Annotated in this window: 24 protein-coding genes; 3 read left to right on the top strand and 21 right to left on the bottom strand. The window is 46.8% G+C overall.

The features are described 5' to 3' along the window. Positions 1–47: 47 nt before the first annotated feature. The 10 genes from P22_RS15600 to P22_RS15555 form a co-directional block, all read right to left on the bottom strand. On the bottom strand, positions 48–335 hold the full coding sequence (locus P22_RS15600) for a hypothetical protein (RefSeq protein ID WP_054261157.1): 288 nt from the start codon (positions 333–335) through the stop codon (positions 48–50). Positions 336–401: 66 nt separating this feature from the next. Beyond that, a complete protein-coding gene (locus tag P22_RS15595; RefSeq protein ID WP_054261156.1) occupies positions 402–3,467 on the bottom strand; it encodes an efflux RND transporter permease subunit in 3,066 nt (1,021 codons plus the stop codon). 12 nt (positions 3,468–3,479) lie between these two features. Continuing rightward, the gene (locus tag P22_RS15590) at positions 3,480–4,601 is read right to left on the bottom strand and encodes an efflux RND transporter periplasmic adaptor subunit (RefSeq protein ID WP_054261155.1); all 1,122 of its coding nucleotides are present in this window, start codon (positions 4,599–4,601) and stop codon (positions 3,480–3,482) included. 408 nt (positions 4,602–5,009) lie between these two features. After that, positions 5,010–7,430: a beta-glucosidase gene (locus tag P22_RS15585; protein WP_054261154.1), complete on the bottom strand. Its 2,421-nt coding sequence runs from the start codon at positions 7,428–7,430 to the stop codon at positions 5,010–5,012. Between the two features lie 284 nt (positions 7,431–7,714). Beyond that, positions 7,715–8,884: an iron-containing alcohol dehydrogenase gene (locus P22_RS15580; protein ID WP_054261153.1), complete on the bottom strand. Its 1,170-nt coding sequence runs from the start codon at positions 8,882–8,884 to the stop codon at positions 7,715–7,717. A 151-nt stretch (positions 8,885–9,035) separates the two neighbouring features. Next, positions 9,036–9,710 carry an AAA family ATPase gene (locus P22_RS15575; RefSeq protein ID WP_054261208.1) on the bottom strand — a complete coding sequence of 225 codons (675 nt, stop codon included), beginning with the start codon at positions 9,708–9,710 and terminating at the stop codon, positions 9,036–9,038. 165 nt (positions 9,711–9,875) lie between these two features. Beyond that, entirely contained in the window at positions 9,876–10,886 is a 1,011-nt protein-coding gene (locus tag P22_RS15570) for an ABC transporter substrate-binding protein (RefSeq protein ID WP_054261152.1), read from the bottom strand. Positions 10,887–10,898: 12 nt separating this feature from the next. Then, the gene (locus P22_RS15565; protein WP_054261151.1) at positions 10,899–11,678 is read right to left on the bottom strand and encodes an ABC transporter ATP-binding protein; all 780 of its coding nucleotides are present in this window, start codon (positions 11,676–11,678) and stop codon (positions 10,899–10,901) included. Then, entirely contained in the window at positions 11,672–12,619 is a 948-nt protein-coding gene (locus P22_RS15560) for an ABC transporter permease (RefSeq protein WP_054261150.1), read from the bottom strand. Before P22_RS15560 ends, P22_RS15565 begins: the two co-directional genes overlap by 7 nt. Before the next feature lie 157 nt (positions 12,620–12,776). Then, a complete protein-coding gene (locus P22_RS15555; RefSeq protein ID WP_054261149.1) occupies positions 12,777–13,112 on the bottom strand; it encodes a hypothetical protein in 336 nt (111 codons plus the stop codon). A 462-nt stretch (positions 13,113–13,574) separates the two neighbouring features. Between P22_RS15555 and P22_RS15550 the strand changes: the two genes are divergently transcribed. The 3 genes from P22_RS15550 (at position 13,575) to P22_RS15540 (ending at position 18,320) form a co-directional block, all read left to right on the top strand. Continuing rightward, the gene (locus P22_RS15550) at positions 13,575–15,233 is read left to right on the top strand and encodes an ATP-binding protein (RefSeq protein WP_054261148.1); all 1,659 of its coding nucleotides are present in this window, start codon (positions 13,575–13,577) and stop codon (positions 15,231–15,233) included. Between the two features lie 191 nt (positions 15,234–15,424). Next, a complete protein-coding gene (locus P22_RS15545) occupies positions 15,425–16,546 on the top strand; it encodes an N-acyl amino acid synthase FeeM domain-containing protein (protein ID WP_054261147.1) in 1,122 nt (373 codons plus the stop codon). Positions 16,547–16,562: 16 nt separating this feature from the next. Beyond that, a complete protein-coding gene (locus tag P22_RS15540) occupies positions 16,563–18,320 on the top strand; it encodes a B12-binding domain-containing radical SAM protein (protein ID WP_054261146.1) in 1,758 nt (585 codons plus the stop codon). Between the two features lie 149 nt (positions 18,321–18,469). Here the strand turns inward: P22_RS15540 and P22_RS15535 are convergent, their stop codons facing one another. The 11 genes from P22_RS15535 to P22_RS15485 form a co-directional block, all read right to left on the bottom strand. Further along, positions 18,470–19,336, bottom strand: a complete 867-nt coding sequence (locus P22_RS15535; protein WP_304437577.1) for a cysteine ABC transporter substrate-binding protein — start codon at positions 19,334–19,336, stop codon at positions 18,470–18,472. 18 nt (positions 19,337–19,354) lie between these two features. Further along, positions 19,355–20,086 (bottom strand): amino acid ABC transporter ATP-binding protein, encoded by a 732-nt coding sequence (locus P22_RS15530; RefSeq protein WP_172675860.1) that lies wholly within the window; start codon positions 20,084–20,086, stop codon positions 19,355–19,357. A 36-nt stretch (positions 20,087–20,122) separates the two neighbouring features. Beyond that, positions 20,123–20,800: an amino acid ABC transporter permease gene (locus P22_RS15525; protein WP_054261145.1), complete on the bottom strand. Its 678-nt coding sequence runs from the start codon at positions 20,798–20,800 to the stop codon at positions 20,123–20,125. Further along, complete coding sequence (locus tag P22_RS15520) at positions 20,781–21,440, bottom strand: amino acid ABC transporter permease (RefSeq protein ID WP_235814685.1); 660 nt, start codon at positions 21,438–21,440, stop codon at positions 20,781–20,783. The genes P22_RS15525 and P22_RS15520 overlap by 20 nt, the downstream gene beginning before the upstream one ends. A 477-nt stretch (positions 21,441–21,917) precedes the next feature. After that, complete coding sequence (locus P22_RS15515) at positions 21,918–22,163, bottom strand: sulfurtransferase TusA family protein (protein WP_235814683.1); 246 nt, start codon at positions 22,161–22,163, stop codon at positions 21,918–21,920. After that, complete coding sequence (locus tag P22_RS15510; RefSeq protein WP_054261143.1) at positions 22,163–23,026, bottom strand: 4Fe-4S binding protein; 864 nt, start codon at positions 23,024–23,026, stop codon at positions 22,163–22,165. The genes P22_RS15515 and P22_RS15510 overlap by 1 nt, the downstream gene beginning before the upstream one ends. Before the next feature lie 2 nt (positions 23,027–23,028). After that, positions 23,029–23,451, bottom strand: a complete 423-nt coding sequence (locus tag P22_RS15505) for a M67 family metallopeptidase (RefSeq protein ID WP_054261142.1) — start codon at positions 23,449–23,451, stop codon at positions 23,029–23,031. 29 nt (positions 23,452–23,480) lie between these two features. Next, complete coding sequence (locus P22_RS15500) at positions 23,481–24,296, bottom strand: HesA/MoeB/ThiF family protein (protein WP_054261141.1); 816 nt, start codon at positions 24,294–24,296, stop codon at positions 23,481–23,483. Next, positions 24,293–24,502, bottom strand: a complete 210-nt coding sequence (gene thiS, locus P22_RS15495) for a sulfur carrier protein ThiS (RefSeq protein WP_054261140.1) — start codon at positions 24,500–24,502, stop codon at positions 24,293–24,295. The genes P22_RS15500 and thiS overlap by 4 nt, the downstream gene beginning before the upstream one ends. A gap of 342 nt (positions 24,503–24,844) precedes the next feature. Further along, the gene (locus P22_RS15490) at positions 24,845–25,252 is read right to left on the bottom strand and encodes a NifB/NifX family molybdenum-iron cluster-binding protein (protein ID WP_054261139.1); all 408 of its coding nucleotides are present in this window, start codon (positions 25,250–25,252) and stop codon (positions 24,845–24,847) included. Positions 25,253–25,389: 137 nt separating this feature from the next. Next, positions 25,390–26,199 (bottom strand): alpha/beta hydrolase, encoded by an 810-nt coding sequence (locus tag P22_RS15485; RefSeq protein WP_054261138.1) that lies wholly within the window; start codon positions 26,197–26,199, stop codon positions 25,390–25,392. Positions 26,200–26,407: the final 208 nt, after the last annotated feature.

Below are 26,407 nucleotides of genomic sequence, written 5' to 3'. Positions count from 1 at the left end.
TTTCTACAAAAAGTATATTTGAGTAATTCCATTAAGATGTAAATAAATTATTTTACAGTGAGATAGGGAGTTAACAGGGGTATATCATCTGGATTGGTAATAACAATTTCAATATCATTCAAAACGTTCGTCTGATCAATAGTATTCGATGCAGCCACAAAATGAGCCAATTTGACCATAGAAATGTATTGACATAATTTCGATTTCAAATTCAGTCTGTCGCCCTCTGCTGTTACAAGTTCCACTTTGCCTTGACAGGTATCAACCGCCTTCATAAAAGCGTTCACATCGGTAATACTGGTAATTTTCACAATCAAAGCACCCCTTATAATCATTTATTGAATCCCCCAAAGCCATTATGCTGCTATTTAAATCAGTCTGAACTCCGGTACTCCTGTATGTTATGAAATGCTCTCCCTACGTTTCACATACAGGCTCTTTGCATCATCCAGCAAAGTATATATAACCGGAATAACTACTAATGTCAGAATAGTAGAAGTGATCAGACCGCCAATAATAACATGGGCCATCGGTGCCCGTGCTTCAGCTCCGGGACCAAAGCCAAAGGCTAACGGCAACATACCGAATACCATGGCCGCGGTAGTCATCATAATGGGCCGCATACGAATATGAGCGGCTTCAATCAAAGCCTCATTGCGTTCAATTCCCTCCGCCATACGCTGCTTGGCAAAATCAATCAGCAAAATAGCGTTTTTCGTCACCAGCCCCATCAGCATGATGATTCCAATCATAGACATAATGCTGAGTGTGCCGTGCATGACGAGCAGTCCTAAAATAGCTCCGATAATGGCCAAGGGTAAGGACAACATAATGGAAAACGGATCAATATAACTTTCAAACTGAGCCGCCAGGACAAAAAAGATAAAGCTGACGGCCAACACCAAGGCTACCACCATGGCGCTGAAAGTATCTCCCATACGCTCTGCCTCGCCAATTGCCACAAACTGATACCCTGGAGGCATTTCGATCTGCTTTAAGTCATTCATAATTCTCGTATTAAATTCTCCCAGTGAAACTCCCTGCAAATTCGCCGTCAGTTTCACTTGTTTGTGACGGTCATAGCGGTCAATTTGACTTGGGCTCGTAGAATATACCGTATTTGTAACCTGTGAGAGGGGAATTAAGTTGACTTTATTGCTGCTGTCGGTATGCAAGCTTGCCAAATAAATTCCACTGACATCCTGAATGCCTGTGCGATTTTCTTCTTTTAACTTTACAACGATATCATAACTGTCGTCACCGTCCTTATATTGTCCGACCGTAGTGCCGTTAAACATGGTACGCAACGTACTAGCAATGCTGGATGTTGAGACACCCAAATCTGCAGCCTGCTCTTGTTTTACCACAATCTGCGCATCCGGTTTACCGGGTTTATACGAAGACACGACATCGACAGCACCTGGGGTCTGTTCCATGATCGTTTTCGCTTGATCAGCAATCTCACCTAATTTGTCAACCGATTCTCCCTGGATAACAATCTGGACAGGGTACTCTTCTCCCCCGGAACTGGCTTCCAAATAGGCTGCCTTTATTCCCGGCATGAGACTGGTTTTTTCCCGCAACTCGCTGATAATTGCAGTAATCGAGCGTTGACGCTGCTGTTTTGGAGTTAATTTCACATATATCTTTACGTTATCTACACTGGCTGTACTTTGCACAATCACGATTTCCGGTATTTCCTTCATATACTCAGTTACTTTATCAGCAATAGCCGCTGCCCCTGCAACACTGGTACCGGCATCCAAATCGATCGTAGCCGTAAATTCACCCTGATCGGATTTAGCAATAAAGTCTGATCCCAAAAAGCTGGCTAACCCCAGACTTCCCACAAATAAAACCAGCACAATACCTAAGATAATCAATCGATGCTGCATAGCTCTTCGTAACAATATACCGTATTTTTCTGTTAGCCGGTCAAAAGCGGCATTCCAGGAATGAAGCATTCGCCCCAGCCAGTTTTTATTTTCCCCGTGGGCAATATCCAAATACTTTGCCGACAGCATGGGCGTCAGGGTAAACGCAATAAAGAGAGAAACCAACACCGAAAAGGCTACCGTAATACCAAACTGTTTAAAATACCGGCCCACAATACCCGTCATCATGCCTACTGGCGTAAAGACCGCTACCAGTGTCAGGGTAGTAGCCGTTACCGCCAGGCCAATTTCTTCTGTGGCTTCCGCAGCCGCCCGCAGTCGCGGTTTACCCATTTCCATATGCCTTACTATGTTTTCAATAACAACAATTGCGTCATCAATTAAAATTCCTACTACCAGGGACAGCGCCAGCAAAGACATTACATTAAGGGTAAAATCAAAAATCTTCATGGCAAAGAAGGTAGAGATAATGGATGCCGGAATGGTAATGCCGCTAATCATGGTACTGCGCCAATTGCCTAAGAACATAAATACGATAATAACGGCCAGCAGCCCGCCGATTACCAGATTGAATAATACATCATCCACCGACTCCAGAACTTTTTCTGAATTATCTTTAACCAAAGTCAGTTCCGTTCCTGGCGGAATTTCCTTGCGTAGGTCCTCCAATACTTTTTGGGAGGCTTTAGCCACTTCCACGGTATTAGCACCCGACTGTTTGGTCAGTTCCAGCATGACTGCCTGTTTACCATTAAACTTGGCAACCGTTTCCATCTCCTCGGTACCATCCTTAACATCGGCCACATTCCCCAGATAAAGCTGCACTCCATCTTTTTTGACAAGCGGTATTTTGAGAAAATCGCGAACATCGGTGATATTGCCTATTGTCCTCATATTGACTTCCCGGTTGCCCTTCGTCAGTTTTCCTCCCGGCACTTCCATGTTTTCACTCTGAACACTGGCAAGAATATCGGAAACAGCTAATCCATACGAAGCTACCTTGTCTTTATCAAGATTAATATCAATTTCTCTAGTAAGAGCGCCCTTTACAGTAACTTCCCCAACACCATTGATGGCTTCAAATCTTTTTTTAATGATGTCATCCACTAACGTGGTCATTTCGCGTATTGTCAAGTCACCGGTCAAGGCAACCGTAATAACCGGCAGTTGGGTAGGATCATACCGGCTGATAACCGGTTCTTCGGCATCATCCGGCAAATCGCCGCGGATCTTGGAAATTTTATCACGCACGTCTTGTGCCGCTACAGTAGGCGATGTTTCCAGAGTAAACTCGACAATGGTATAGGCCATGCCCTCATAGGCATTTGATGTAATATGCTTTACCCCTTGAGCCGAGCTTACCGCATCTTCTATCTTTTGTACAATCTTGCTGTCGACCTGTTCAGGATTAGCACCTGGATATTCCACCGTGACTGTTACTACCGGAAAAGTTACATCCGGATATTCTTCCAGATTCAAGGATGTATAACTAACCAGCCCCAGGAGAACCAGCGCCAAAATGGTTACCGAAGCAAATACAGGCCGTTTTAAACTGATATTTGTCAGTATCATCTGTGAGCTCCTTTATTCGTCTATCAGCAAACTATCGCCGTCTTTTAAATTATTGATATTACTGGTAACAACTCTGGTATTTTCCGGTATGCCTGATTTAATTTCAATTTTTTCTCCTAATAACTCACCGATTTCCACTAGCTTGCGAATGGCCTTTCCTCCTTCGGCAGCAAATACATAGTACAGTCCCTGTTTCTGATAAATGGCAGACTGCGGAACGGCCAGTACTTGCGTTTCAGCACCAATGACAATGTTGACTTTAACAAACATTCCGGGCTTTAATTTACCGGCCGCGTTGTCCAGTTTGATTTTGGTTTTAAACATGCGGTTGGAAGTTTCGGCAACCGGGTTAATCACTTCTACTCTTCCTTTAAACACTTCTCCCGGATAGGCATCAACCGTCACTTCCGCCTCCATGCCTGCTTGAATTGCCCCCATATCCTTTTGCTCAACGTTAACGACAGCGTATACTTGCTGAATATTTTCAACGGTCATCAGTTGTGCCGAATTCCCCATAGTTCCCGTACTCCCTATCACCTGGCCAACAGATACCGACTTGCCTGCCACCCGTCCGGACACTGGAGAAACAACAACAGCGTCGGTATATAAGCTGTTGGCCGTATCTAAATTTGCATAAGCGCTGGACAATTCACTTTGTGCCTGACGCAGGCTCTTTTGTGCGCTGTCCAAACTTTGTTTCGATATACCACCCTGCTGATACACCTGCAAAGTACGATTATAATCAGCCTCGGCATTATCATAGGCGGCCTGCATAGATTCTATCGATTGCTGGGCTTTACGCACATTATTTGCCAATTCTACGCTTTCCAGCCTAACCAGTTCCTGTCCGGCCTGTACTTGCTGCCCGTTCTCAACCAGAACCTTTTCCACACGACCGACTGTTTTGGCGCTAACGATTACCGAGGTCTCGGCTTCTATTGATCCGGTCAGCGTTAGCTTAGGGATTTTCTTTTCTATACTGGCCGAACTGACAGTGACACTAACCGATTTTGCCGTAACGGTCATTTCTTTTGACTGATTGGCCGCCAGCAATCCGCTGTGTACAGTAAATGCCAATAACAGCAATACCAGACCCGCCGGAGCAAGCCAATACTTTAACTTATTTTTTTTCATCTGACACAATCCTCCTTCCACACAGTAAAGCTGTTAAAAGCCGCCCTAACAACCCCATAGCCATTTTCATAAAATATTTATGCCTTTCTGCAAATGTAACCTTATACAATCAATCGTCAGCCTCCCATTACTAGCGGCAAATACCTGCGGCATAAAGAAATACCTGTTTTCCAAGCTGGTTGTCGCCACCCTTTTGAGGAAAATACAGTGTATCATAAAACTGCTTACCCTAATTCTAGTCACGCAACAAATTTATTGATTGTATTTTTTTTAGAAATTGGTAATATTCTTCAAATACGGCTACAATTAGACAAACCGGAAAACCCAGATCACGTCACTCCAAGAAAAATAGCCTGCCCCCAACAGGACAGACTACATCATCTGTTCTACTAACCAACATAGTCGGTATCATACATGTTTCCTATGTATAGCACCCTTCAGCAGCCTCCAGATACCCTTACACAGTTTTCCATTCAATATCATTACAAAGCCGTCTACCATCTGTTCATTCATTATACCGCCACTCATCCGGCCGAATGCTCTCAGTGGCATTTGCAGTGTAACCTGGGCATTCATCACTTTGTTTGTATCGGCTTCCTGAATCCCTTTTTTGATTATATTGTTTTGCACATAATTATAAATAATCTTACCGACAAAGGTATCTCTTGCTTGCTCAATGGTACTATTGGCAGTAAAAACCTTACCCTCATCCATTGCCGCCGCTGTCTCACAACCAAGCAAAACGGAAAATTCCTTGTCAGATACGTTTACAATATCTGCATTGGTATAACTGACAGCTGCTTCTCTATCCTCGGCAGGAGGGACCCAGTCTGTGCTTGAAGTTACAGTAATCATACTATCCAGCCTAATATCCCTGCTGGACGCGCCGACCAAAATTTTATAATCGCCACTTTCTACCTGCCAATCTTTACAACGTATATCATAATAAGCAAAAGAGCGTTTATCTAACGTTATGGTAATTTTCTTTTCTTCACCGACTTTTAAAAATACCTTTTTAAAGCCCTTAAGCTCTTTCTGGGCTTTGAAGATACTGCTCTTCACAGCGGACACATAAAGTTGCGCTATCTCAGCACCATCATACGCCCCTGCATTTTTGACTTTAAAACATACTTTTACTGTTTCAGTATCAACAATCTTTCGCTTTTCAATAGTCAAATCTGAATAAGAAAATCGGGTATAACTAAGGCCGTATCCGAACGGAAACAAAACCGATTTTTTAGCCGTATCGTAATAGCGGTAGCCGACGTAGATACTTTCACGGTATTCGACACACTGTTCTGAACCGGGGTAGTTGTTGTAACAAGGGGTATCCTCAAGGCATAATGGGTAAGTTTCCGCTAACTTGCCGCTGGGATTGACCTTGCCAAATAATAGATTTGCAACTGCCGTCCCGCCGCCCTGTCCGCCAAGGTACGCATTCAGCAACCCCTTAACCTCATGTAACCAAGGCATCTCAACAGGCGCTCCGCCGGATAAAACCACCACAATATTCTTGTTTACTTTACTGATTTCGCTAACTAAAACATTCTGGTTTTGCGGCAAACAAAGACTCGTTCTATCAAATCCTTCCGATTCAAATATTTCTGTCAAACCCACAAACACTAAAACCACATCGGCTGCTCTGGCAATATCACAGGCTTCCTGGACAAGCCACTCATCCACAATTTCCGTTTTCCGGTGATAGCCTTGTGCCCAGCTTATTTCTGCACTTAGTGCCTTTATAGCATCATAAGCGTTTTTTAACTGAGTCGGATTAATGACTGAGCTGCCCGCCCCTTGATAGCGAGGGTGTTTTGCCATATCTCCAATCACGGCGATCTTCAAATTTGAGGTCAATGGCAAAAACTCATCCTCATTTTTCAATAAAACCATCGATTGTTCGGCTATTTGGCAGGCCAAAGCATGATGTGCTTCTTTACTGTAGGTTTTATCAGTTTTTCGATTCGCCTTTACTTTAAAGACGAGTGTTAACAGTCTATCTACGCACTTATCCAATACCTGTTCATCCAGAATTCCGGCTTTGACTGCCGCTACTATTTTAGCATCACTTTGCCCCTGGCAAGAAGGCATTTCCAGTTCATTTCCGGCGAGCAAACCGTCTATACGCTCATTCTCTGCCCCCCAGTCGGTCACCACAAGGCCCTGATGCCCCCACTCGTTTCTTAAAATCTTCATAAGCCAGGTGTTTTCATTGCAATATGTGCCATTTAGTTTGTTGTAGGCACTCATGACTGTCCAAGGCCGGGCTTCTTTGACTGCTATTTCAAAAGCAGTCAGATAGATTTCCCGCATAGCACGTTCATCAACAATGGTATTGATAGTCATACGGCGCATCTCTTGATTGTTTGCAGCAAAATGCTTAACAGAGGCTCCAACGCCGTTTGCCTGCAGACCCTTGATATATGCAGCTGCCAATTTCCCGGTTAAGTATGGGTCTTCCGACAAATACTCAAAGTTGCGCCCACAAAGCGGGCTGCGCTTTATATTTATGCTGGGACCTAGCACCACGCCGACGTTTTCAAAGGCTGCTTCTTCACCAATCGCCCTGCCCATTTGTTCGATAAGTTTCGTATCCCAGCTGCTTGCCACGGCTACCCCTGTAGGAAAACAAGTTGCCGGTACACTTTTACCAAGGCCGAGGTGATCCCCTGTCCCTTCTTGTTTACGCAGTCCATGCGGCCCATCCGTCAGCATAATTGCCGGCACTCCTAACCGTTTAATTGCTTTAGTATGCCAAAAATCGGCACCTGAGCAGAGTCCGGCCTTTTCTTCCAAAGTCATTTGCTTAATTATCTCTGAATTTTTCATTCATTCACTCTCCAGCATTTTAATGCAAGTACCAGCTACAGTTTATTAGTTTTCGCTATATAATTGTGGTAAATTTTTGATAATTTGGTGGTTTTATCGAATAAAATTTGCCCTTGCTAGGCAAATAATAAAACGTCTTGAGCATATTTACACTCAAGACGTTTTATTATTTTTCCTTTTCCTCATTATTCAATCTAGTCCAGGAACTCTTCACCCTACGTTTGAGGAAACCGGCACCGGGATTTTAGGCTTACGAAATTTTGAAGATACTGTTATGTTTAACCTTAAAAATCTACATTTGTCCCCTGAAAGGCACAGGTAAATAATTTTTTCATGGCCGCTGCGTCAACCGGTCGGGGATTGGCAGAAGTACAGGGGTCGGCAACTGCATTTGCGGCAATGCTGTCCAGGGATTGTTCGAACAGTTCTGCCGTTACTCCCGCCTCTTTTAAAGAAAGAGGTATGTTCTGTTCTTGACTCAACTTTCGAATATAGCCAATCAAGCTGTCAACTTTCTCGTTTTCCGAATTACCGGGCAGGTCCAGTGCAGCCGCAACCTGCGCATATAACTCCAGGGCTTTCTTTTTATTGAAGGCAATAACATAGGGCATTAAAATAGCATTGGCGCAGCCGTGCGGAATGTGAAACAGGGCGCCGATTTTGTGTGCCATGCTGTGGGTGATACCAAGCAGTGCATTGCTAAATGCCATACCGGCCAGACACTGGGCGATATGGATCTGCTCACGGGCAGCCTGGTCACCGTGGTAGGATTTGATTAAGTATTTTTTTATCATGATTAACGCTTCTAATGCCAGTGGATTGGTGAACGGCGACCGTGCTGTGGCCACGTAGGCTTCCAGCGCATGGGTAAAAGCATCCATTCCGGTATGGGCAACAAGCTGCGGCGGCATCGTATCAGCCAGTTCCGGGTCCACAATGGCAATATCGGGAGTAATATGATAATCAGCCAACGGATATTTTATTTTAGTATTGTAATCTGTGATTACCGAGAATGCGGTCACTTCAGTCGCTGTACCGCTGGTGGAAGGAATAGCAATAAACCGGGCCTTTTTCCGCAATGTCGGAATGGAGAAAGGATCTTTGATATCCTCAAAAGATAACTCCGGATGCTCATAGAAGACCCACATGGCTTTCGCCGCATCAATCGGTGAGCCGCCGCCGATGGAAACAATCCAGTCCGGCTTAAATTCGCGCATAACCTGTGCACCCCTCATAACCGTTTCCACCGAAGGATCAGGTTCTACCCCTTCAAAAATCTTAACTTCCATGTTAGCTTGTTTCAGACTGGCTTCCACCCGCCGGAGAAACCCGAATTTTTGCATGGAACTGCCGCCGGTTACGATCATTGCCCGATTTCCGGTCAGGCTGCCTACCACTTCTTCCATGCAGCCCCTTCCAAAGTAAATATCACGTGGAATTGTAAATCTCTTCATTACCATATACCCCCTGTACGTGATTTATTTCACATTAACTGCTGCTAAATTAATTATAAATTGGGATATATTTACTGTCAATAAAATTAGTATGCACAAACAGTTGTATCCGCTCCGGTCTAAAAGTAACCAAACCGGGCAGGAGCCTTGTCTACTCCAGCAATATACTTAACATACTTTCACGATTATTCATAAATTGCTTCGTAACTCTATAATGCTCTGTAGCTTCATAGGCAATAGCTTCTATGCCATGATCGGATAGCTGTAATATTTTTGCTCCGGGATAGGCCATAATAATTGGCGAATGGGTAGCTATAATAAATTGCGATTCCTTTTTAACTAATTCATGAATTCTTGCCAGGATTGCCATTTGACGCATTGGCGATAAGGCTGCTTCCGGTTCATCTAAAAGATACAATCCTTTGCCTTTAAATTTGTTCATAAACGTTGCGAAAAAAGCCTCTCCGTGAGATCTTGAATGCAACGATCCGCCATAATAGCCGCTGACATCATAATGATCGGCCTGAGTTGCTACGTTATAAAAACTTTCCGCCCGTAGAAAAAATTCGTCCTTCGGCTTTTTAACCCCCTTTATCAGACGGAGGTATTCATACAGGACCGAATGCGTATCTTGTGTCGAAAATCTCATGTTCCGGGTTCCGCCTTCCGGATTAAATCCCCATGCCACAGCGATTGCTTCTAATAAGGTTGACTTTCCTGCTCCATTTTCGCCAACAAGAATGGTAACACAGGGATCAAATTCTAATTCCTCAAATTCGGCAAAAATCGGCAGGGAAAACGGATAACCTGCACAATGACTCCCCATTTCTTCACGTAATAAGGCAACTGCGCGTAAATACGATTCCGGCACAGACAAATTCACGATAACCTTCCCCCTTTAGGCCGATTACCTAAATTATACACAATCATCGCCGAATAGCAATGCTGTATCCTCTCAGCATGTACCCTGGGGCCTTGACCGGATACCGTTTTACCGGGAAACGGTATCCGGAACATCATCGAAAAATACAAAGCTGTTTTTACGCAATGCTTCCACATCCACGCTATCATTCAGCATGCCAACCTGCTGCAGCTGCTTGGCGGTTATGCCGAAAGCATCGTAAGCGCCTTTCACCGACGGGATATAGTTGTAGGTTTTCAGTACCTTGGCATTAAATGCGGCATCGCCGGCAACCCATTTCTTATCAACCTGAATTTTTGCCGCTTCATCCTGGTTTTGCTGTATCCAGGCACTGGCCTTCTGCATGGCGCGGGTATATTTCGCCGCAATTTCCGGATGATTCTTGGCTATATCATCCCGGACAAAGGCCGAGCAGCAATATTGCTGCCGGTACGGCTCGGTCACCGCCGAATCGACCAGCGTATTGAGATTATACTCCTTCTGGGCCACGGCAGCGGTCGGATCGTTGATCGCAATGGCATCCACCGAACCGTTTTTCAGGGCAATGGGAAGATCACTCTGACTAAACACGGCAAATTCAACCTGCATATTTTTTTCACTTACGCCAACTCCGGCATCGGCCAGCGCCCGTTTGGCAAAAATAATCGGGCTGCTGGTCATACTGGGAACACCGATACGTTTGCCTTTTAAATCCGCCAGGGTTTTAATCCCGGAGTCTTTGGGAACAAGCAGCTTGTCGCAGCCGGTATGCAAACCGGTTGTTACTTTGATGGGCAGCCCGTTGGAAAGCGGCTGCATCAGGCTGGCCAGCAAACCAAAGCTGGCATCTATTTTGCCGGCGGTAATCGCCTCAAATGAAGTTCCCGGCGCCAGTTTGATCAGATCAACCTTTAACCCCTCCTCGGCAAAATACCCCTTTTCCACGGCCATATGCACGGGCGCTTCGCATAAACTGCCGCTGTAGCCGATCTTAAGTACAAAATCTTCCGTTTTGGCAACTGGTTTCTGCCCGCAGGAAGTCAGCAGCAGCGATGCTATCACCGTTACCGCAATCAGGGCCATTTTCTTTCTTACTTTCATACGCTCACCTCTTTATAAATAATAGTTTGGTTCTTTGACACTGCCGGCAAAATTCAATATCCCCAGTATTTTGGAACGCAGCTGAAGAAACTCCGGATTGCCGCGGGCCCTCGGCCGGGAAAGTCTGACCGGAATGCAGCTTTCAATCTTGGCCGGACGCGGCGTCATAACAATAATCCGGTCCGACAGGTAGATGGCTTCATCCACATCATGAGTCACCATAATCATCGTGTTTTTCTGCTCCTGCCAGATCCGGATCAATTCGTCCTGCATATTCATCCGCGTAAAAGCATCCAGCGCGCCCAGCGGCTCATCCAGCAGCAGCACCTTGGGATGATTGACCAGGGCCCGGGCCAGGGACGCCCGCTGGGCCATCCCGCCGGAAAGCTGGTGCGGATACGACTTATGGAAAGCGGACAGGCCTACCAGGTCAAGGAACTTATTTACTTCCGCCCGGTTCTGTTTATACAGGCGGCGGGCCCGCAGTCCGAAAGCCACATTGTCGTAAAGATTCAGCCAGGGGAACAACATCGGATTTTGAAATACCAGGCCGCGTTCATAATGGGGCTTTCTGATCTCCTCTCCGTCAATAAGCAGCCTGCCTGCATCCGCACCGTTCAGTCCGGCAATCAGCCGGAGCAGCGTCGATTTGCCGCAGCCCGACGGGCCAATGAGCGAAATAAACTCCCCTGCCCCGATAGTAAGGTCGATACCGCTGAGCGCAATAATATCGTCGGCGCCTTGCCGGGGAAACCGTTTGACAACTCCCTCGATCCTGATCTCCCCTACCATTTTATGACCCCCTTCTGCCATACCAGTACCTGGTCCCGCACCTTAAACAGCAGCGTAATCAATATGTAAAACGTAATGGCAATCAGGATCAGTCCGGCATATACATTCGCATAAGCCATCATTTCCTTCTGCCAGTTGATGTACCAGCCAATCCCGTTCTTGACGCCCAGCATTTCCGCCGTCATCAGGGTGATAAAAGAAGCGCAGGTACCGTTAAAAAGACCGAGAAACATATGCGGCATAGCGGCAGGCACGCCTACCTTGAAGATTTGCCAGTACTTTCCGGCTCCCAGCGTACTGGAAACTTCAAAGTAGGCATTCTGTACATTCAGGATACCGCTGCTGGTCATAACCGCGGTGGGGAACCAGACGGCAAGCGCTATCAAGAATGCGCTGGCGGAAAAAGTCGTGGGAAAACTGATTAAAACCAGAGGAATCCAGGCTGTAGGCGGAATAGGACCCAGAACCCGGATCAGCGGATTGACCCAGTAAGCTGCCGGCTTGCTGAACCCCACGGCAATGCCGGTGGCAAAGCCGGCCAGTGCTCCGAAAACATAGCCCGTGAACAAAAGTTCACCGGAAGAAGCGAGGCAAAGAGCGAGAAATTCCCGGTCCTCCACAATGACGCCCAGTATCTTGTCCAGCGACGGAAAGTATATCACAGGCAGCAGCCCAAATTTTTTCGTTACGATATTCAGTACATTCAAGAACAAAACCGTAACAGCAATAAACAGGTTTTTTTCTTCAAGCCATGCTCTTGCCCTGCTGTTAACATAAGAGGCAATGGTAACCGTGGTAAGCGCTATCACAAAGAGCCCCAGTAAATAGATAAAATACGGATGTTGGGCCGGCATATGCCCGCCGGCATTCTCCATGCCGGCATCTACGGCCATTGCCAGTATAACGGACAATACCGACAGCCATGGTATTAGTTTCTTCACTTTCGTCTGACCTTCTTTCTCTGTCATCTCCTCAAAATAAAAAGGCTAAGCAACATTCATGAACGAATCTGCTTAGCCTTCGGTCTGTAGACTGATCAGCCAACTCTTCTGTTATAATACACCCCATTGACGTGTATATTCGAAAAACAACCGAAACTCATCTGCCCGGAAACCCCGCCGCAGCAAATCCGACGGCAAGCCGTTTGCCCCTATAACCCATAACCTGAGCGCCAATACTGAGTACAACTGCAAAAAATAAATAAAGATAGATAAGATCTGCTAGATTTTCTCCTAACCCTGCAGTCAGCTTACCGGCAGCTGACCACCCTGGAACAGTGACGGCCATAATTTTAAAAAATCCGCTTCCTCCTGCAAAAAAAGCAATTGTCGTAAGAAAAATCAAGCCTAAAGCGATAATCATTGCCCAGGAATCTTCTTTCTTGAGCCAGGCATTAAGAACCGGCGGCTGATTTTTTACCACAATCTGACTCATATGAATCCCTCCCATATATTCATTTACTTAATAGGGAAACTGCCAAAACAGTTTTATCCTAAAAAGCCAAAATAAAAAGGCTAAAGAATTTTCGTTAACGAAAATCTTTAGCCTTCAGTTCGTCTGATCAGCCTCAATTGAATTAAAGATATATTACCATATTTTGAATTCAATGTCAAGACTTTTTCGACTTAACCTATCCTTCCAGGTCTATTTTCTAAAGCTTCCAACGGCCTATTTTCAAACCACAGTTATCTCTCCTTTAAATTGTTTTACCTTTTTTTCAGGTAAAACAGTAGTTCGGTTCCTTTCTGTTCTCAAAGCCTGCAAAACTCTACACCAATTTATTTAGTATGAGGTTTTATTACAAAATATATCCAATATTCAATTATCCATGTATAATTAAATATATGGTATTCATCTGCAAATAAAATTCGTTTATAACATAAACGGGGTATCGCGATGACTTTTTACGAGCTTTCCATCATTGCCACTGTTTCGGCTACCTTGGCCGTAACGTGCGTGTATTTTTTCCTGTATACATTGTATCGACAGAACTATATGGGATTGTGGGCTATTTTCTGGCTGGTTCATTTTATTATAAACCTTCTATATAGTACTCCTTTTCACCAGATGTCTACACCGATGTTTGCCACTGTACTGTTTATCGTGATGTTCAACTATCTGTTGCTCACATATGCCACCAGCAGATTTCTCGGAAGAAAAATGAGCAGATATTGGTTTTACTGGGCTTTGGCAGTCACTATATTTACCGATACTGCTTTTTATTTAAAAGCTCCGTTTATTCTTCAACTGCTTCCCTCGTGTATATTCGTCGCTTGTGTTGATTTTTGGAATGGCTTTCGGTTTATCCGTAACCTACCAATTAAAAGTTGGGGCAAAAATATCGTTGGTTTTGCTTTTGCCGGTCTGGGTATCCATACGCTGGACATGCCTTTCTTGCTTACCGTCACCTGGTTTGCCCCCTGGGGCTTTCTCATCAGCGGACTGCTGCGCTTTATCATCTCGTTGGGCACTCTCATTCTGTACCTGGAAAAAAGCTTCCACGATTTAAGCGTTAAGGAACAACACTATCGCCTGCTGGCGGAAAACGCCGCCGATGTCATTTACCTGTACCGGCTGGTACCGGAGCATTCCTTCGAATATATCAGTCCGTCAATCGAAAAGCTGAGCGGTTATCCCGCTGAGCACTATTATCAAAATCCCGATATGTTTTTTTCCCTGGTTCATCCTGGCGATGCCTTTTTACTGCAATCCCTGCTGCATAATCCGGCTGCTTACGCGGACCATCCGCTGACCCTCCGTTTTATCCGGCGGGATCAAGCGCTCATCTGGATAGAACAGAGTACGGTGCCGATTTATGACAAAAAAGGTGCCTGTATCCGTTTTGAGGGAATTATCCGCGATATTACCACCCGCAAGAAATTAGAACAGGATGTTTCCCGCCTGGACAGGCTGAATACCGTCGGGCAAATGGCCGCCAATGTGGCGCATGAAATCAGAAATCCCCTGACAACGGTACAGGGTTATCTGCAGCTTTTTTTGAAAAGGCCCGCTTTTACGCAGTATAAAGATCAATTGAATTTATTGATCAGTGAACTGGAACGTTCCAACCTGATTATCAAAGAATATTTATCCCTCTGCCAGAACAAAGCACGGGAATTAAAGCCCTGCCAATTAAATCAGATTATCGAAGATTTGCATCCTCTAATTACCGCCAATGCCAACGCCTCCGGCAAGGAGATCCGCTATTGTCTTGCCCTGCTGCCGGACATCCGGCTGGACGAAAAAGAGATGCGCCAGTTAATTTTAAATTTAGTCCGCAATGCCCTGGAAGCCATGGACCCGGGCGGGACGGTCACTCTCCGCACCTTGGTCAACGACCAGGGTGAAGTGGTGCTCGTTATACAGGATCAGGGCAAAGGCATTCCTCCCCACGTTCTGGAAAACATCGGAAAACCGTTTTTGACCACCAAGGAAAATGGAACCGGCATCGGACTTGCTGTAGTATACCGGATTGCCGATGACCATCAGGCAAGCATCCAGATAGAAACAGGACCGACAGGAACCACTTTCCGGATTATATTTAAAGCTTCATAGCTTTCATCACTCTGACTCGCATGATAAAGGAGCCCTATACAGGGCTTCTTTTTGTTTATCCGGGTTTTCTCCTGAAACATACGTTCAGGGTTCACCATACACCATTCTATGAAAGGCGGGTGATGGCCATGTCTTCTAAAAAACGTCAATAATCAACCTAATAAAAAGTTAAAGAAGGAGAGTGTTTACACATGCTTATGAAAGCTCCACAAAAAAATGACTGGAATGAAAGGGACAGTGACACATTTAAAGTACACATCGCCACCCATACTTGGGAAAAGGAAGAAATCTATAAACTGCGGTATCAAGTGTATGTAGAAGAAATGGCCAAGCCGATAATTAATCACTCAGCAGAAAATCAGCTCTATGACGAATTGGATGACCGCAGTATATTGTTGTATGTGGCTAACGACAAAACAATCATTGCCACTGCCCGTTTAACAATTGCAACAGCCGGTAATTATCCTGTGGAAATGGCAGATATTTTCAAATTGCGTATTATTCAAAACGCTTTCAATGATGCTACTCTTTTATATTCTCTCTGCACTAAGCTTGCTGTCAGAAAAAATTTCCGTAACACAACAGCACTTTACCTGATCCTATCTGAAATTTATAAAATTTTAGCTGATCAAAACATCCAGTTTTGGTTTGGCGGCTGCAACCCCTGCCTGATTCCTTTATACGAACGATTAGGGTTCAGGCGCTTTGCTCCTAACTTCCGCGATGAAGGCTATGGTTTGCTGGTTCCCATCGTCATTATCGTGAACGATACCGAGTATCTCCATACCGTCCGGTCGCCGTTGTACCGGCAAGCCCGCAAGCGGACAGGCAATCCGGCAACAGCCCAAAAATTTGCCGAGCTATTCCCGGCGGTATCAAGAATTATTAACAGCCGCTTAACTTCCCCGCAGGACCTGTGGGATTTTATCGCCGGCAAGCTGGGAAAATCGCTAGCGGACCTTCCGGGTTTCCGGAAGGTCCCTGCCGGTGAGCTTATGTCTCTGCTGGCTTCCGGCGCCGTATTTTCCTGCACGCCGGGTGATTGGCTGCTGGAAGAAAATATGCACTGCCACGATTTATATCTGCTGCTTTCCGGCAGCATAGCCGTCCGGTCTGCCGGTATAACCCGGATATTACGGGCCGGAGAGCGGATTGGCAGCAGCGGGTTCCAGCCGGATGCCGTTACTGCCGTTACCCTGGAAGAATCGGAATTGCTGGTCATCCCGCAACAGTCTCTGGAACAGCTTTCGCTTGCTCCCCGGGAAATTGCGGCAACTACGACCGAAAACACTAACCGTCCCTATAATTATTAATAAAGGAGATATTACTATGAACACACCGTCTAAAGCTATCGATTTGATATTAGTCAACAGTTTTGCCCCCCGGCACCGGATTGCCTCCGACGCCGCGCTGGAAAATGGACTGGCCGTGATCCGCACCTACCTGGAAGACCGGCAGTTCACCATATATGTTGCCGATGGGCAACGGGTTTCCGCCGTTGAAGACGGCGTTCCTGACTGGCTGGCTGCCACTTTGCGCGCACTGGTCAATTGGCAGGCAAAACCGCTAATAAACCGATTTAGACCGATATTGCTGCTGTCGATGCTGCTGGCCTGGCCGCTGCAAACCGTCAGCTTAGCATTCCGGCAGAAGCATATGGACAAAATCATTGACAACATTATCGAGCTTGCTGCTGCCGACCAGGTTCCTATTGTCGGCATTAAGGTATGGGGCGGGGCTCCTTTTGCCTGGAGCAAACGGCTGTCTCAGAAATTGCGGGCCAGGCTGCCGGAAACTACGGTCATTGCCGGCGGTCCCCATGTCAAGGTATACGGTGAAAACGTATTGGCTAAGGGAGAATTTGACTTGGCTATTATGGGGCCTGGCGAAGAAATTCTGGAAGAGCTGCTGAAAATAAGAAAAACGGCGGCAAACAAAGCCGGGTTTCTCGACCGGGTGCGGCAGCAGTTCGGACCTTCTCCGTTGATTCGCACCGGCCATTACAGCGCCTCAGGCGACTTTTACGCCCGTTCCTTCGTCATCCCCCGCTACCGGCCGGTGGATATGGCCGACAAGGTGTGGTTTCACACGCTGGTGGACGGCCTCGGCTGCACCTGGAACAAATGCGCTTTTTGCTCCCATACCCGGCAGAGCATTCATTACACTCCCCGGCCGCTGGAGGAAATTAAAGCCGAGATTCTGGCGATGACCAGCCGCGGCATCGCGTTCTTCCGCTTCAGCAGTTCGGAAACGCCGCTTGCCCATGGGAAGTCAATCGCCGGAATGCTGCTGGCAAACACCATCAAAATCAACTATTCCATGTTTGCCCGGCCGGCGCAGGTATCGGAGGCTACCTATGAAAGCTACCGCTTAATGATCCGTTCCGGTTTAAGAGCCGTATTTTTAGGCGGAGAAACCGGACACGATGTCATCAACGACAAGATCATGAACAAAGGAGTGGTAAGAAAGGACATCATCGACACCATCCATTGCATCAAGCTGGCGGCTGCCGCCGAGAAGCAATCCTGCCAGGTGGTGCTGTCCATGATTTACCCCTGCCCAGTCGTTCCCGGCGTAACGCTGGAGGAAGTGTTTGCCGCCAACGTCAGTTTAATCCGGGAAGCCAATCCGGATACCGTAATCGTGAATCCGCCGGGAGTATTCCCGGGAACAACCTGGTTTGAGAAAACAGAAGAATTCGGATTTAAACTCGGAGAAAACTTTGTTTACGAGTGGATGAATTACGAGTATTCCGTCTCTAAACCGGTTGAATTCTGGCGTACCGTAGATTATACGTTAAACGGTATGAATATGAAGGCAATGCTGAAGGAATTGGGCAGGCTCAACCGGGAAATCATCGCACTGAGCATACCGATCAATATTTCCGATGATTATTTAATGATGAGTCAGGCTATCGGTTATAACTCCCCGAAGGATCTGTTTGATTTCAAACAAAAATCCTTTATTGACATTCTGAGCGGGACGTCCCCCTATATCAGAGATATTACGCAAAGAATGAACGACCGCAGCGCCGGCCTGGCAAAATCAAACCATCCCGAACCGGATGCCGCAGCAGTAAACAAATAACCAGGGCGTACCTGCCGACGGCTTAGCTGCCGGAAAATAAACGATTCCCCGCCTGCATAAAAGCACCCGTTTCCGGACCATAAAGTCCGGGAACGGGTGCTTTGCCACGCTGCTATATAGCCATTATCAGTCTGGTCTATACGCATGAACTATTTTAATTTGCCGCCTTCAACGACAATATCTTCCGGATTAATGGTTTCGCCATAAGCCGGTTTCAGGGTTTCCTCATAGGCTTTGTGAACATAGTTTTCCTTACCCAGGGTTTCTAACTCGTTATTAATCCAGTCCAGCAACTCTTTATTGCCTTTTTTGACTGCCGGGGCAATGGTATCCTGGCTGCCCAGAGTTGAAATACCAACCGTATAACCGGCATTCTCCTTGGCCCAGGCGAACAGAAGCGTATTGTCATGCGCTAAAGCAGCGCCGCGTTTATCTTTCAAGGCCTCAAAGGCTTCCGTATTTTGATCATACTTCAACAGCTCAATATCCGGATGGTTTTTAGTAAAATACGTCTCCGCCGTAGTGCCTTTATTGACAATCAGCTTTTTGCCCTTTAGCTGTTCAACGGAAGTAATGGGTTCACCGGATGGGGATACCACGCCCAGCGCTACTTTCATATACGGGTTGGCAAAGTCTACTTTTTGTTTTCTTTCATCCGTCACCGTGAAATTAGCCATAATGATATCCACTTTGTTTGCCTGTAAAAATTCCACACGGCTGGCCGCTTCCACTAACACAAACTCAACCTTGGATTCATCACCCAGCAAATCCTTGGCAAACCGTTTGGCCAGAAATACGTCAAACCCCTGATTTTTCCCATTGGCGTCGACAAAACCAAACGGCGGTTTGTCACTAAACACACCAATGCGGATGGTACCGCGCTGTTTAATTTCCTCAATAGAACTTTTTGCCGTCTGGTCGGCTTTCGTCTCGTTGGTACTGGAACCGCAGCCGGCCAGCACCCCGGCCAGCAACAATACACTAAATACCAGACTGACTACTTTTTTCATACTCATACCTGTACTCCCCCTCATTTATTTGTTATATTGGAATATATTTAAAAACTGTTGAGCCCGTTCCGTTTTGGGATGGGTGAAAAACTCACCCGGCTCAGCAATTTCACAAACATTCCCGGCATCCAGGAAAACAATCCGGTCGGCAACGGCCTGGGCAAATCCCATTTCATGCGTGACAATCAGCATCGTCATGCCCTGTTTGGCCAGCCCAAGAATGACCTCCAAAACCTCCCGCACCATTTCCGGGTCGAGCGCGGCCGTCACTTCGTCAAACAGCATAATTTCAGGATTCATACACAACGCCCGGACAATGGCAATCCGCTGTTTTTGCCCACCGGACAACTGACGCGGCAGGGCATCCTTTTTTTCCAGCAGCCCCACCCGGTCCAACAGCTTGACCGCCTGCTCCAGGGCTTCCTTCTTGTCGCGTTTTTGCACTTTGGTGGGGCCTAACAGGATATTTTCGATTACCGTCATGTGTGGAAACAAATCATAGTTTTGAAACACCATGCCAATTTTCTGCCGGGTTTGCTGCCAGTCTACTCCGCTGCCGGTGAGGCTCTTGCCGTCAAGCATGATATCCCCTCCCTGGATGGGTTCCAATCCATTCAGACACCTGAGCAGGGTACTTTTCCCACAGCCCGACGGTCCCAGAATCACAACGACCTCGCCCCGGTGGACCGTAAGGTCAATCCCGTTCAGTACCGGCACATCATCATACGCTTTACGTACATTTTCTATTTGCAGCAGTACTTCCGTATTGTTTAAACGAATCGTAATCACTCCCTAACTTTCCCATTTGGTTTCCAGCCGTTTTGCCAACAGGGACAATGGGTAACAAATAATAAAATACAGAATAAAGATAAAGCCGTAAATCCAAAAGGACGCCGTAGGTTCTTTCAAGATAGACCGCTCAATAATCTGCTGCCCAACCTTGACCACATCAATGACGCCGATCATGACAACCAGGGAGGTGGTCTTTACCATACGGGTCGATAAATTGATCGCACCGGGCAACATGCGCCGGACGGCCTGCGGGATTAACACATAGCGGTACAATTGCCAGAACTCCAGTCCCAGGGCTTTGCCGGATTCAATCTGGTGCTTGGGCAGGGATTCCAGGGCTCCCCGGACAATATCGCCAAGTTCTGCCGCTCCCCATAAGCTGAAGACCAGAATAGCCACCAGTTCCCCCTCCAGATGAATGTCCAGCAGGTTGGTTACGCCGAAATATACGATAAACAGCCATACCAGAATCGGAATGATCCGGAATACTTCCAGGTAGAAACGGCACAAAAGCCGTACGGCTTTCGACTTTACGGTATAAACTAAACCAAGTAAAATGCCTAACGCCGTACCGGCGATAATAGAGATAAACGCAATCTGCGCCGTTACCAGCAGCCCGCCCAGCAGGCGCTGCAGATTGATGCCTTCCGTCAGCACATTAACTCCCGAATTCAGCATAGCGCACCTTCCTCTCCAGCCAGCTTAAAAACAGCGACAGCGGCAGTAAAATGATCAGATAGGTTGTCACCAGCAGCAGCAAGGCCTCAAACGTGTGATAATACATGCCGATCAAATCCTGCGTGGTATGCATCAGCTCCGGTATGGCAATGGCACCGACAATCGACGTTTCTTTTAATAAAAAAATGCAATTGGCGCCAATTGACGGCAGGGTTACCGCAAAGGCCTGGGGGAACACGACATAGCGGATAAGCTGCCAGTGCGACAGACCAATGCTAAGCCCCGATTCAATCTGCGACTTGCTTACCGACTCCATCCCGCCACGGAAGGCTTCCGCCATATAACTGCCGCCCAGAAAAGCCAGGCCGGCAATGGCACAGGTTTTTTCACTTAAGGAGAACCCCAGTTTGGTAAGACCATAATAGAGAAAAAACAACTGTATTAGCAGGGGCGTATTCCGCGAAAGTTCAATGTATGCCTTGACCACGGTTTGCAGGCCTCTGATCTTATAGTACAAAATATTGCTGCAAAGGAACCCGATTAACAATGAAGCCATAATCCCCCAGAAAGACAGCTGCAGGGTTATCCAGGCCGCTTTTTGATACAGGGGCAAACTCATCGCAATAAATTCCCAGTTCATAGTCACGTCATTCACCACCTAGTTTCATTCCGTCCGGACGGTTACACCGTACCGTTTCTCCACATACAAAAAGACCAAAAAAAGCGCATATACTACCCGCTCTTTTTGGCCTTTAGTTGTCTAATCAGCCTTTCACTCTTCACATAGGATACAAATATGTATTTTGTTTCTTTTGCAAATACTATTTTTAACGGCTATATAGAATTTATCACTAGGACAATGTATTGTCAATACATTTTTTATAATTACTATATTTTTTCAGTCGCCACTTTCTTTTTCTTCTTTGTCCATCAGAAGCAACCCTATACGGGCTCCCTTTTTCCATTGCCGGGAGAAGCGAACAAAAGCTGCATCCCAGCTTAATGGAATGCAGCTTCCGGTGTGTGGCCAGCTTAAAAATACGCAACTACACTGCTTTCTAAGACCCAGGGTTTCCAGTCCAATTCCCGTCAAATAAGTGTTAAGCGGTATTGAATTTCATTCCAATCCGCCCTTTTCCACCAAAATCGTAAACGTTCCGTCACCATTGTTATTTACGCTGCATACCTTGTGGCCTTCTTCCTTCAGGCTGCGAGGAACATTGGCAATGGGTTCCCCCTCATTCATTGTTATCGCCAGGAATTGTCCGTCGTCAATCTCTTCCAGAGCCACTTTCACTTTAACAAAGGTCATGGGGCAGACCACATCGGTAATATCCGTAAAAGCATCTGCTTCTTTCGGCACTATAATACCTCCTTCAGCTTTGCCTCAAACAGCTCCCAGCCTACCCGGTCAAGCGTATTGCGAAAACGTTCGCTGGGTTTGGCATGTTCGGCAAAAAATGCCAAAGCCGCCTCAATGATTTCATGCAGCTTATCTTCTTCAAATACAATCGGTATAATCTGCTTGCCAATAGCAATGCGGTTGCCAAACAGACCGCCGAAGGAAACGATAAAGCCCCGCTTGCCTTTCCAGGCGTCGACCGGGCAGGATTTGACACACCGGCCGCAGTAAGTACACTTTTCCTGATTAAAATCCAGCTTCCGTTCTTTTTTGTCTACGGCTATCGCCTGCGTCGGGCAAACGGCTTCACACAGCCCGCAAAAGGTACATTGTTTTTCCTGCCAGGCCGGCAAGAGGCCTCCTTTTACCCCTAAATCATTTTCTTCCGCTTTTAGACAGTTGTTGCGGCAGCCGGTGATACCCAGCTTAAATTTGTGCGGTAGTTCCCGTGCATAATACCGCTTATCAAATTCCTGCGCCAAGGCCGCCGTATCAATCAGGCCGCTGGGGCAAATAGCCGCCCCCTGGCAGGCCGTAATGGTCCGGACCCTGGGTCCGCAGGCCCCCGGCTGCAGTCCGGCTTCCTGCAATTCTTCCTTTACTCTGTCAATATCCTCCAGCTTTACAAACGGAATTTCCAGGCTTTGCCGTGAAGTCATGTGAATATAACCCTGTCCGTATTTTTCCGCGATCTCATATACTTTTTTTAGCTGATCGGCTTTGACATGTCCGCCAACCACCCGCAGCCGCAATGAAAATCTGTCTTTTTGAACCTGCCTCATGAAGCCGCCTTTTTTTAACGCCTTGTAATCGACCTTCGCCATGACTATTCCTCCCCAACTAGTTGTATTTTCTCTTCACTTACCACACCTTGCTGTATCCGGAAACTTTTCAGTACCGGATGTTCCTTTTCCAGCAAAGAAATAATCAAATAACTTGCCCGTGAGTCATAGGCCAGCCGTTTGTCTTCCTCCGAAGGGCGCGAGGGCGATGCCGGGTGACTATGGTAATTGCCCAAAAGGCTCCAGCCTTGTCCGCGCATATCCTTAACTGCTGCAAACTGTTCCTTGGGGTCCATGGAAAAATGCTCCGGGCTATGATCCGTATTGGTCAACGGATACACCTTCCGTATGACCTTATTACCGTCTTCATCAACCGTTCCGCCCAGCAAGCCGCAGGCTTCCTCCGGAACAGCCGCCAGTGCCTGCCGGACAATATCTTCATAAGCCGCCTTTTGTAAAATAATCAATGCCACTCCCCCAATCCATCCGGATTATTTTATTGACGTCTCACTTCACATACCGCCTGCTCGTAGTCGATCAGTTCGGTAATACTGGGATGTTCACCGCATACCTGACATTTTGCATTACCTGCCAGCTTAATTTTTCTAAAATTCATGGTTAAAGCATCATAGGTCAGCAGTTGGCCGGTAAGCAGCTCGCCAACACCCAGAATATACTTAATAGCTTCCGTCGCCTGGATCGTACCGATGATACCGCCCATGACTCCCAGCACACCGGCCTGCTTGCAGGTAGGCACGGCATCGGGCGGGGGCGGAGAATGAAAAATGCAGCGGTAGCACGGTCCCTGCCCCGGGACATAGGTTATGGTCTGCCCTTGAAAACGGATGATTCCTGCATGCGAAAAAGGCTTTCCGGTCAAGACACAGGCATCGTTAATCAAGAATTTTGCCGGGAAATTATCCGTACCGTCAATAATAAAATCATAATCCTGATCTTTGATGATGTCCAGAATATTACCGGAATTAACCCACTCCTGATAGGTGACGACCTGAACGTCCGGATTCATTTCCTGGATGGTTTCCTTACCGGATATGACTTTGGGTTTGCCGACATCCCTGGTCTGGTGTATGATCTGACGCTGCAAATTGGACAATTCCACTGCGTCAAAATCAACCAAACCAATGGTACCAATACCTGCCGCCGCTAAAAACACCGCCGCCGGTGCACCGAGGCCGCCGGTACCGACGATGAGTACTTTTCCACCCAGTAATTTCTTCTGTCCCTTTACCCCGACTTCCTTTAATATGATATGGCGCGAATAGCGCTCCATTTGTTCATTGGTAAAGCTCATGCTGCGCCGCCTCCCATAAAATAAAGAAACTCGACGCTGTCGCCTTCTTTCAGCAGCGTATTTTCAAAATCTTCCCGGTCCACAATTTCATCATTAATCTGGACAGTTACATAATTTGCCATTTCCACCTTTTGCAGCTCTAACAATCGCTCCACATTTACCGCCTGCTTCAGTATTACCTCTTCACCATTCACTGCAATTTTCATCAAAAGCCCTCCCGCAAATCCAGCTAAAATATCTACCGGCCTGGAGCCGTTTCGTGCTGTGCTGACGGCCGGTTTGCCGCTGTTATTCCCATCATAACAGAAAAACTGAAAGTTGAAAAAACCGATATGAAATCAGTTTTTTCAGCCTTCAGTTTTTCTGATCAGCACAGTTATTCACTTGTCGTTTCACCTGCAACATAGCTGCCAAATCCGGAACCACTCTCTGCCATCATTATGGCAGTAAAGTGAAATATGTTTTGATGATAATACCTTTTCAGGATTTTGTCAATATGTCCGGTTTTAACAGCCTTCAGCGATTGCCGGTGCTATGCTTCCGGCAGCTCAGGAACAGCCACCGCAGGAACCGCTCCCGCAATAAGCGGAGCAGCCGGCAGCCGAACGCAGCAAATTGTTGTTCCGGATAAACTTTCCCCGCTTGCCGTAAGCCTGCAAGGCTTTGTCAATGCTGCCCGTTACCGTAAGCGCAAGAACTTCCTGACGCTGCAATTCCCGCTCCGCCCTTGGTCCTATCTGGGCGGTTAAGACTACCTCTACATCCTTTACCAGTTCGGCTTTTATACTATGAAGCTCTTCCGGGGAGGAACTTAATCCGCTTTCAAGCCCGCCCCGGCGTTCCAAAAACTGATACTCCCCCTGATCATTCACTTCATAGATCCAGAAGTCTCCCGCTCTGCCAAAATGTTCATTAATGTTTACCCCATCTGTACTGGTAATCGCAACCTTTGCCATATTCCCACTCCTTTATCGTTATAAGTAATCCCTTTTACCTATATAAAACACGGAGGCTGCATTTCCACTTGGAAACGCAGCCTCCGTGTTTTTGCCGGTCAGTTGCCATAGCCATGACTTTTGTTTTCCACCTATATCTAAATCACAGCCGCTGCCGCCGGCAGGGAATGAGCAACCAGTCCTGCCAGACGCTGGCCGATAATGTTCTGAAACTCGTCCTGTTTCCCCAACGCTCCGTGATCGAAATCAGCAATCACCAGTTCTTTTTCCGCCCGGTACTGCTCATACAGCTCCTGTGACCCGGCCAGGGGAACCACCGTATCGGCCATGCCATGAATAATCAGCAGCGGTGTCGTATGGGTACTTGCCGTTCCAATCGGATCATATGCATGTTTAACAAGATCCTTAACAAACTGACTGTATAAAGTAAATCCCTTGTCAAAAAAGTTCTCAATTCTATGGCCCTTCAGGGATTTTTGCCATAATTCCCTGCCGATGATGATGTCGCGAAAGTTCTCCACCGGCTTGGTGACCGGGGCAAAAACAATCCGGGCCGCCACGCGTTTCGCAGTGTCCTTATGCGTCAGAACCACTAAGCCGCCCAGGCTGTGCCCGTAAAGAATAACCGGCGAAGCGGCAAACTGTTTCTGCCCGCCAACCCAGTGCAGTACATTGTTCAGGTCTTCCCTCCAGCCGGTTACGCTGGTATCCACGGAAAAATCGCCGTCACTGTCGCCTGACCCGACATAATCAAACCGCAGCACCCCGTAACCCCGCCGTTCTAAAAAAACAGCCAAATTGAGCGTCAGGTGGTTATAGCCGACTTTATTTCCCGTAAAGCCATGGCAAAGCACCAGCAAGGGCGTTCCCGCCCGGAAATTGTCCGGCAAATGCAGCATGGCAGATATACGCTGATTCCGGCTTGGTATCCATATATGTTCTTTCATTTTTTCTATCCCCCTTGAACCCAAGTGTCAACCCCATTTTTTGTTCATGATACATAAAAGAAAAGGTCAAAAGAAATCGGGCATTTCAGCCAATTCCCTTTGACCTTCAGTTTTCTGATGAGCCAGGACTTACATTTATGACACCTATTTAATCTGTTGTTATAACTGTATCACCAACAACAAAAGTTGTCAACCTTAGGCCTCACTT

The sequence above is a fragment of the Propionispora sp. 2/2-37 genome (assembly GCF_001298735.1).
Taxonomy (GTDB): domain Bacteria; phylum Bacillota; class Negativicutes; order Propionisporales; family Propionisporaceae; genus Propionispora.
The sequence above is the reverse complement of the archived record's forward strand: the minus strand, read 5'-3'. Positions and strand labels throughout refer to the sequence as shown.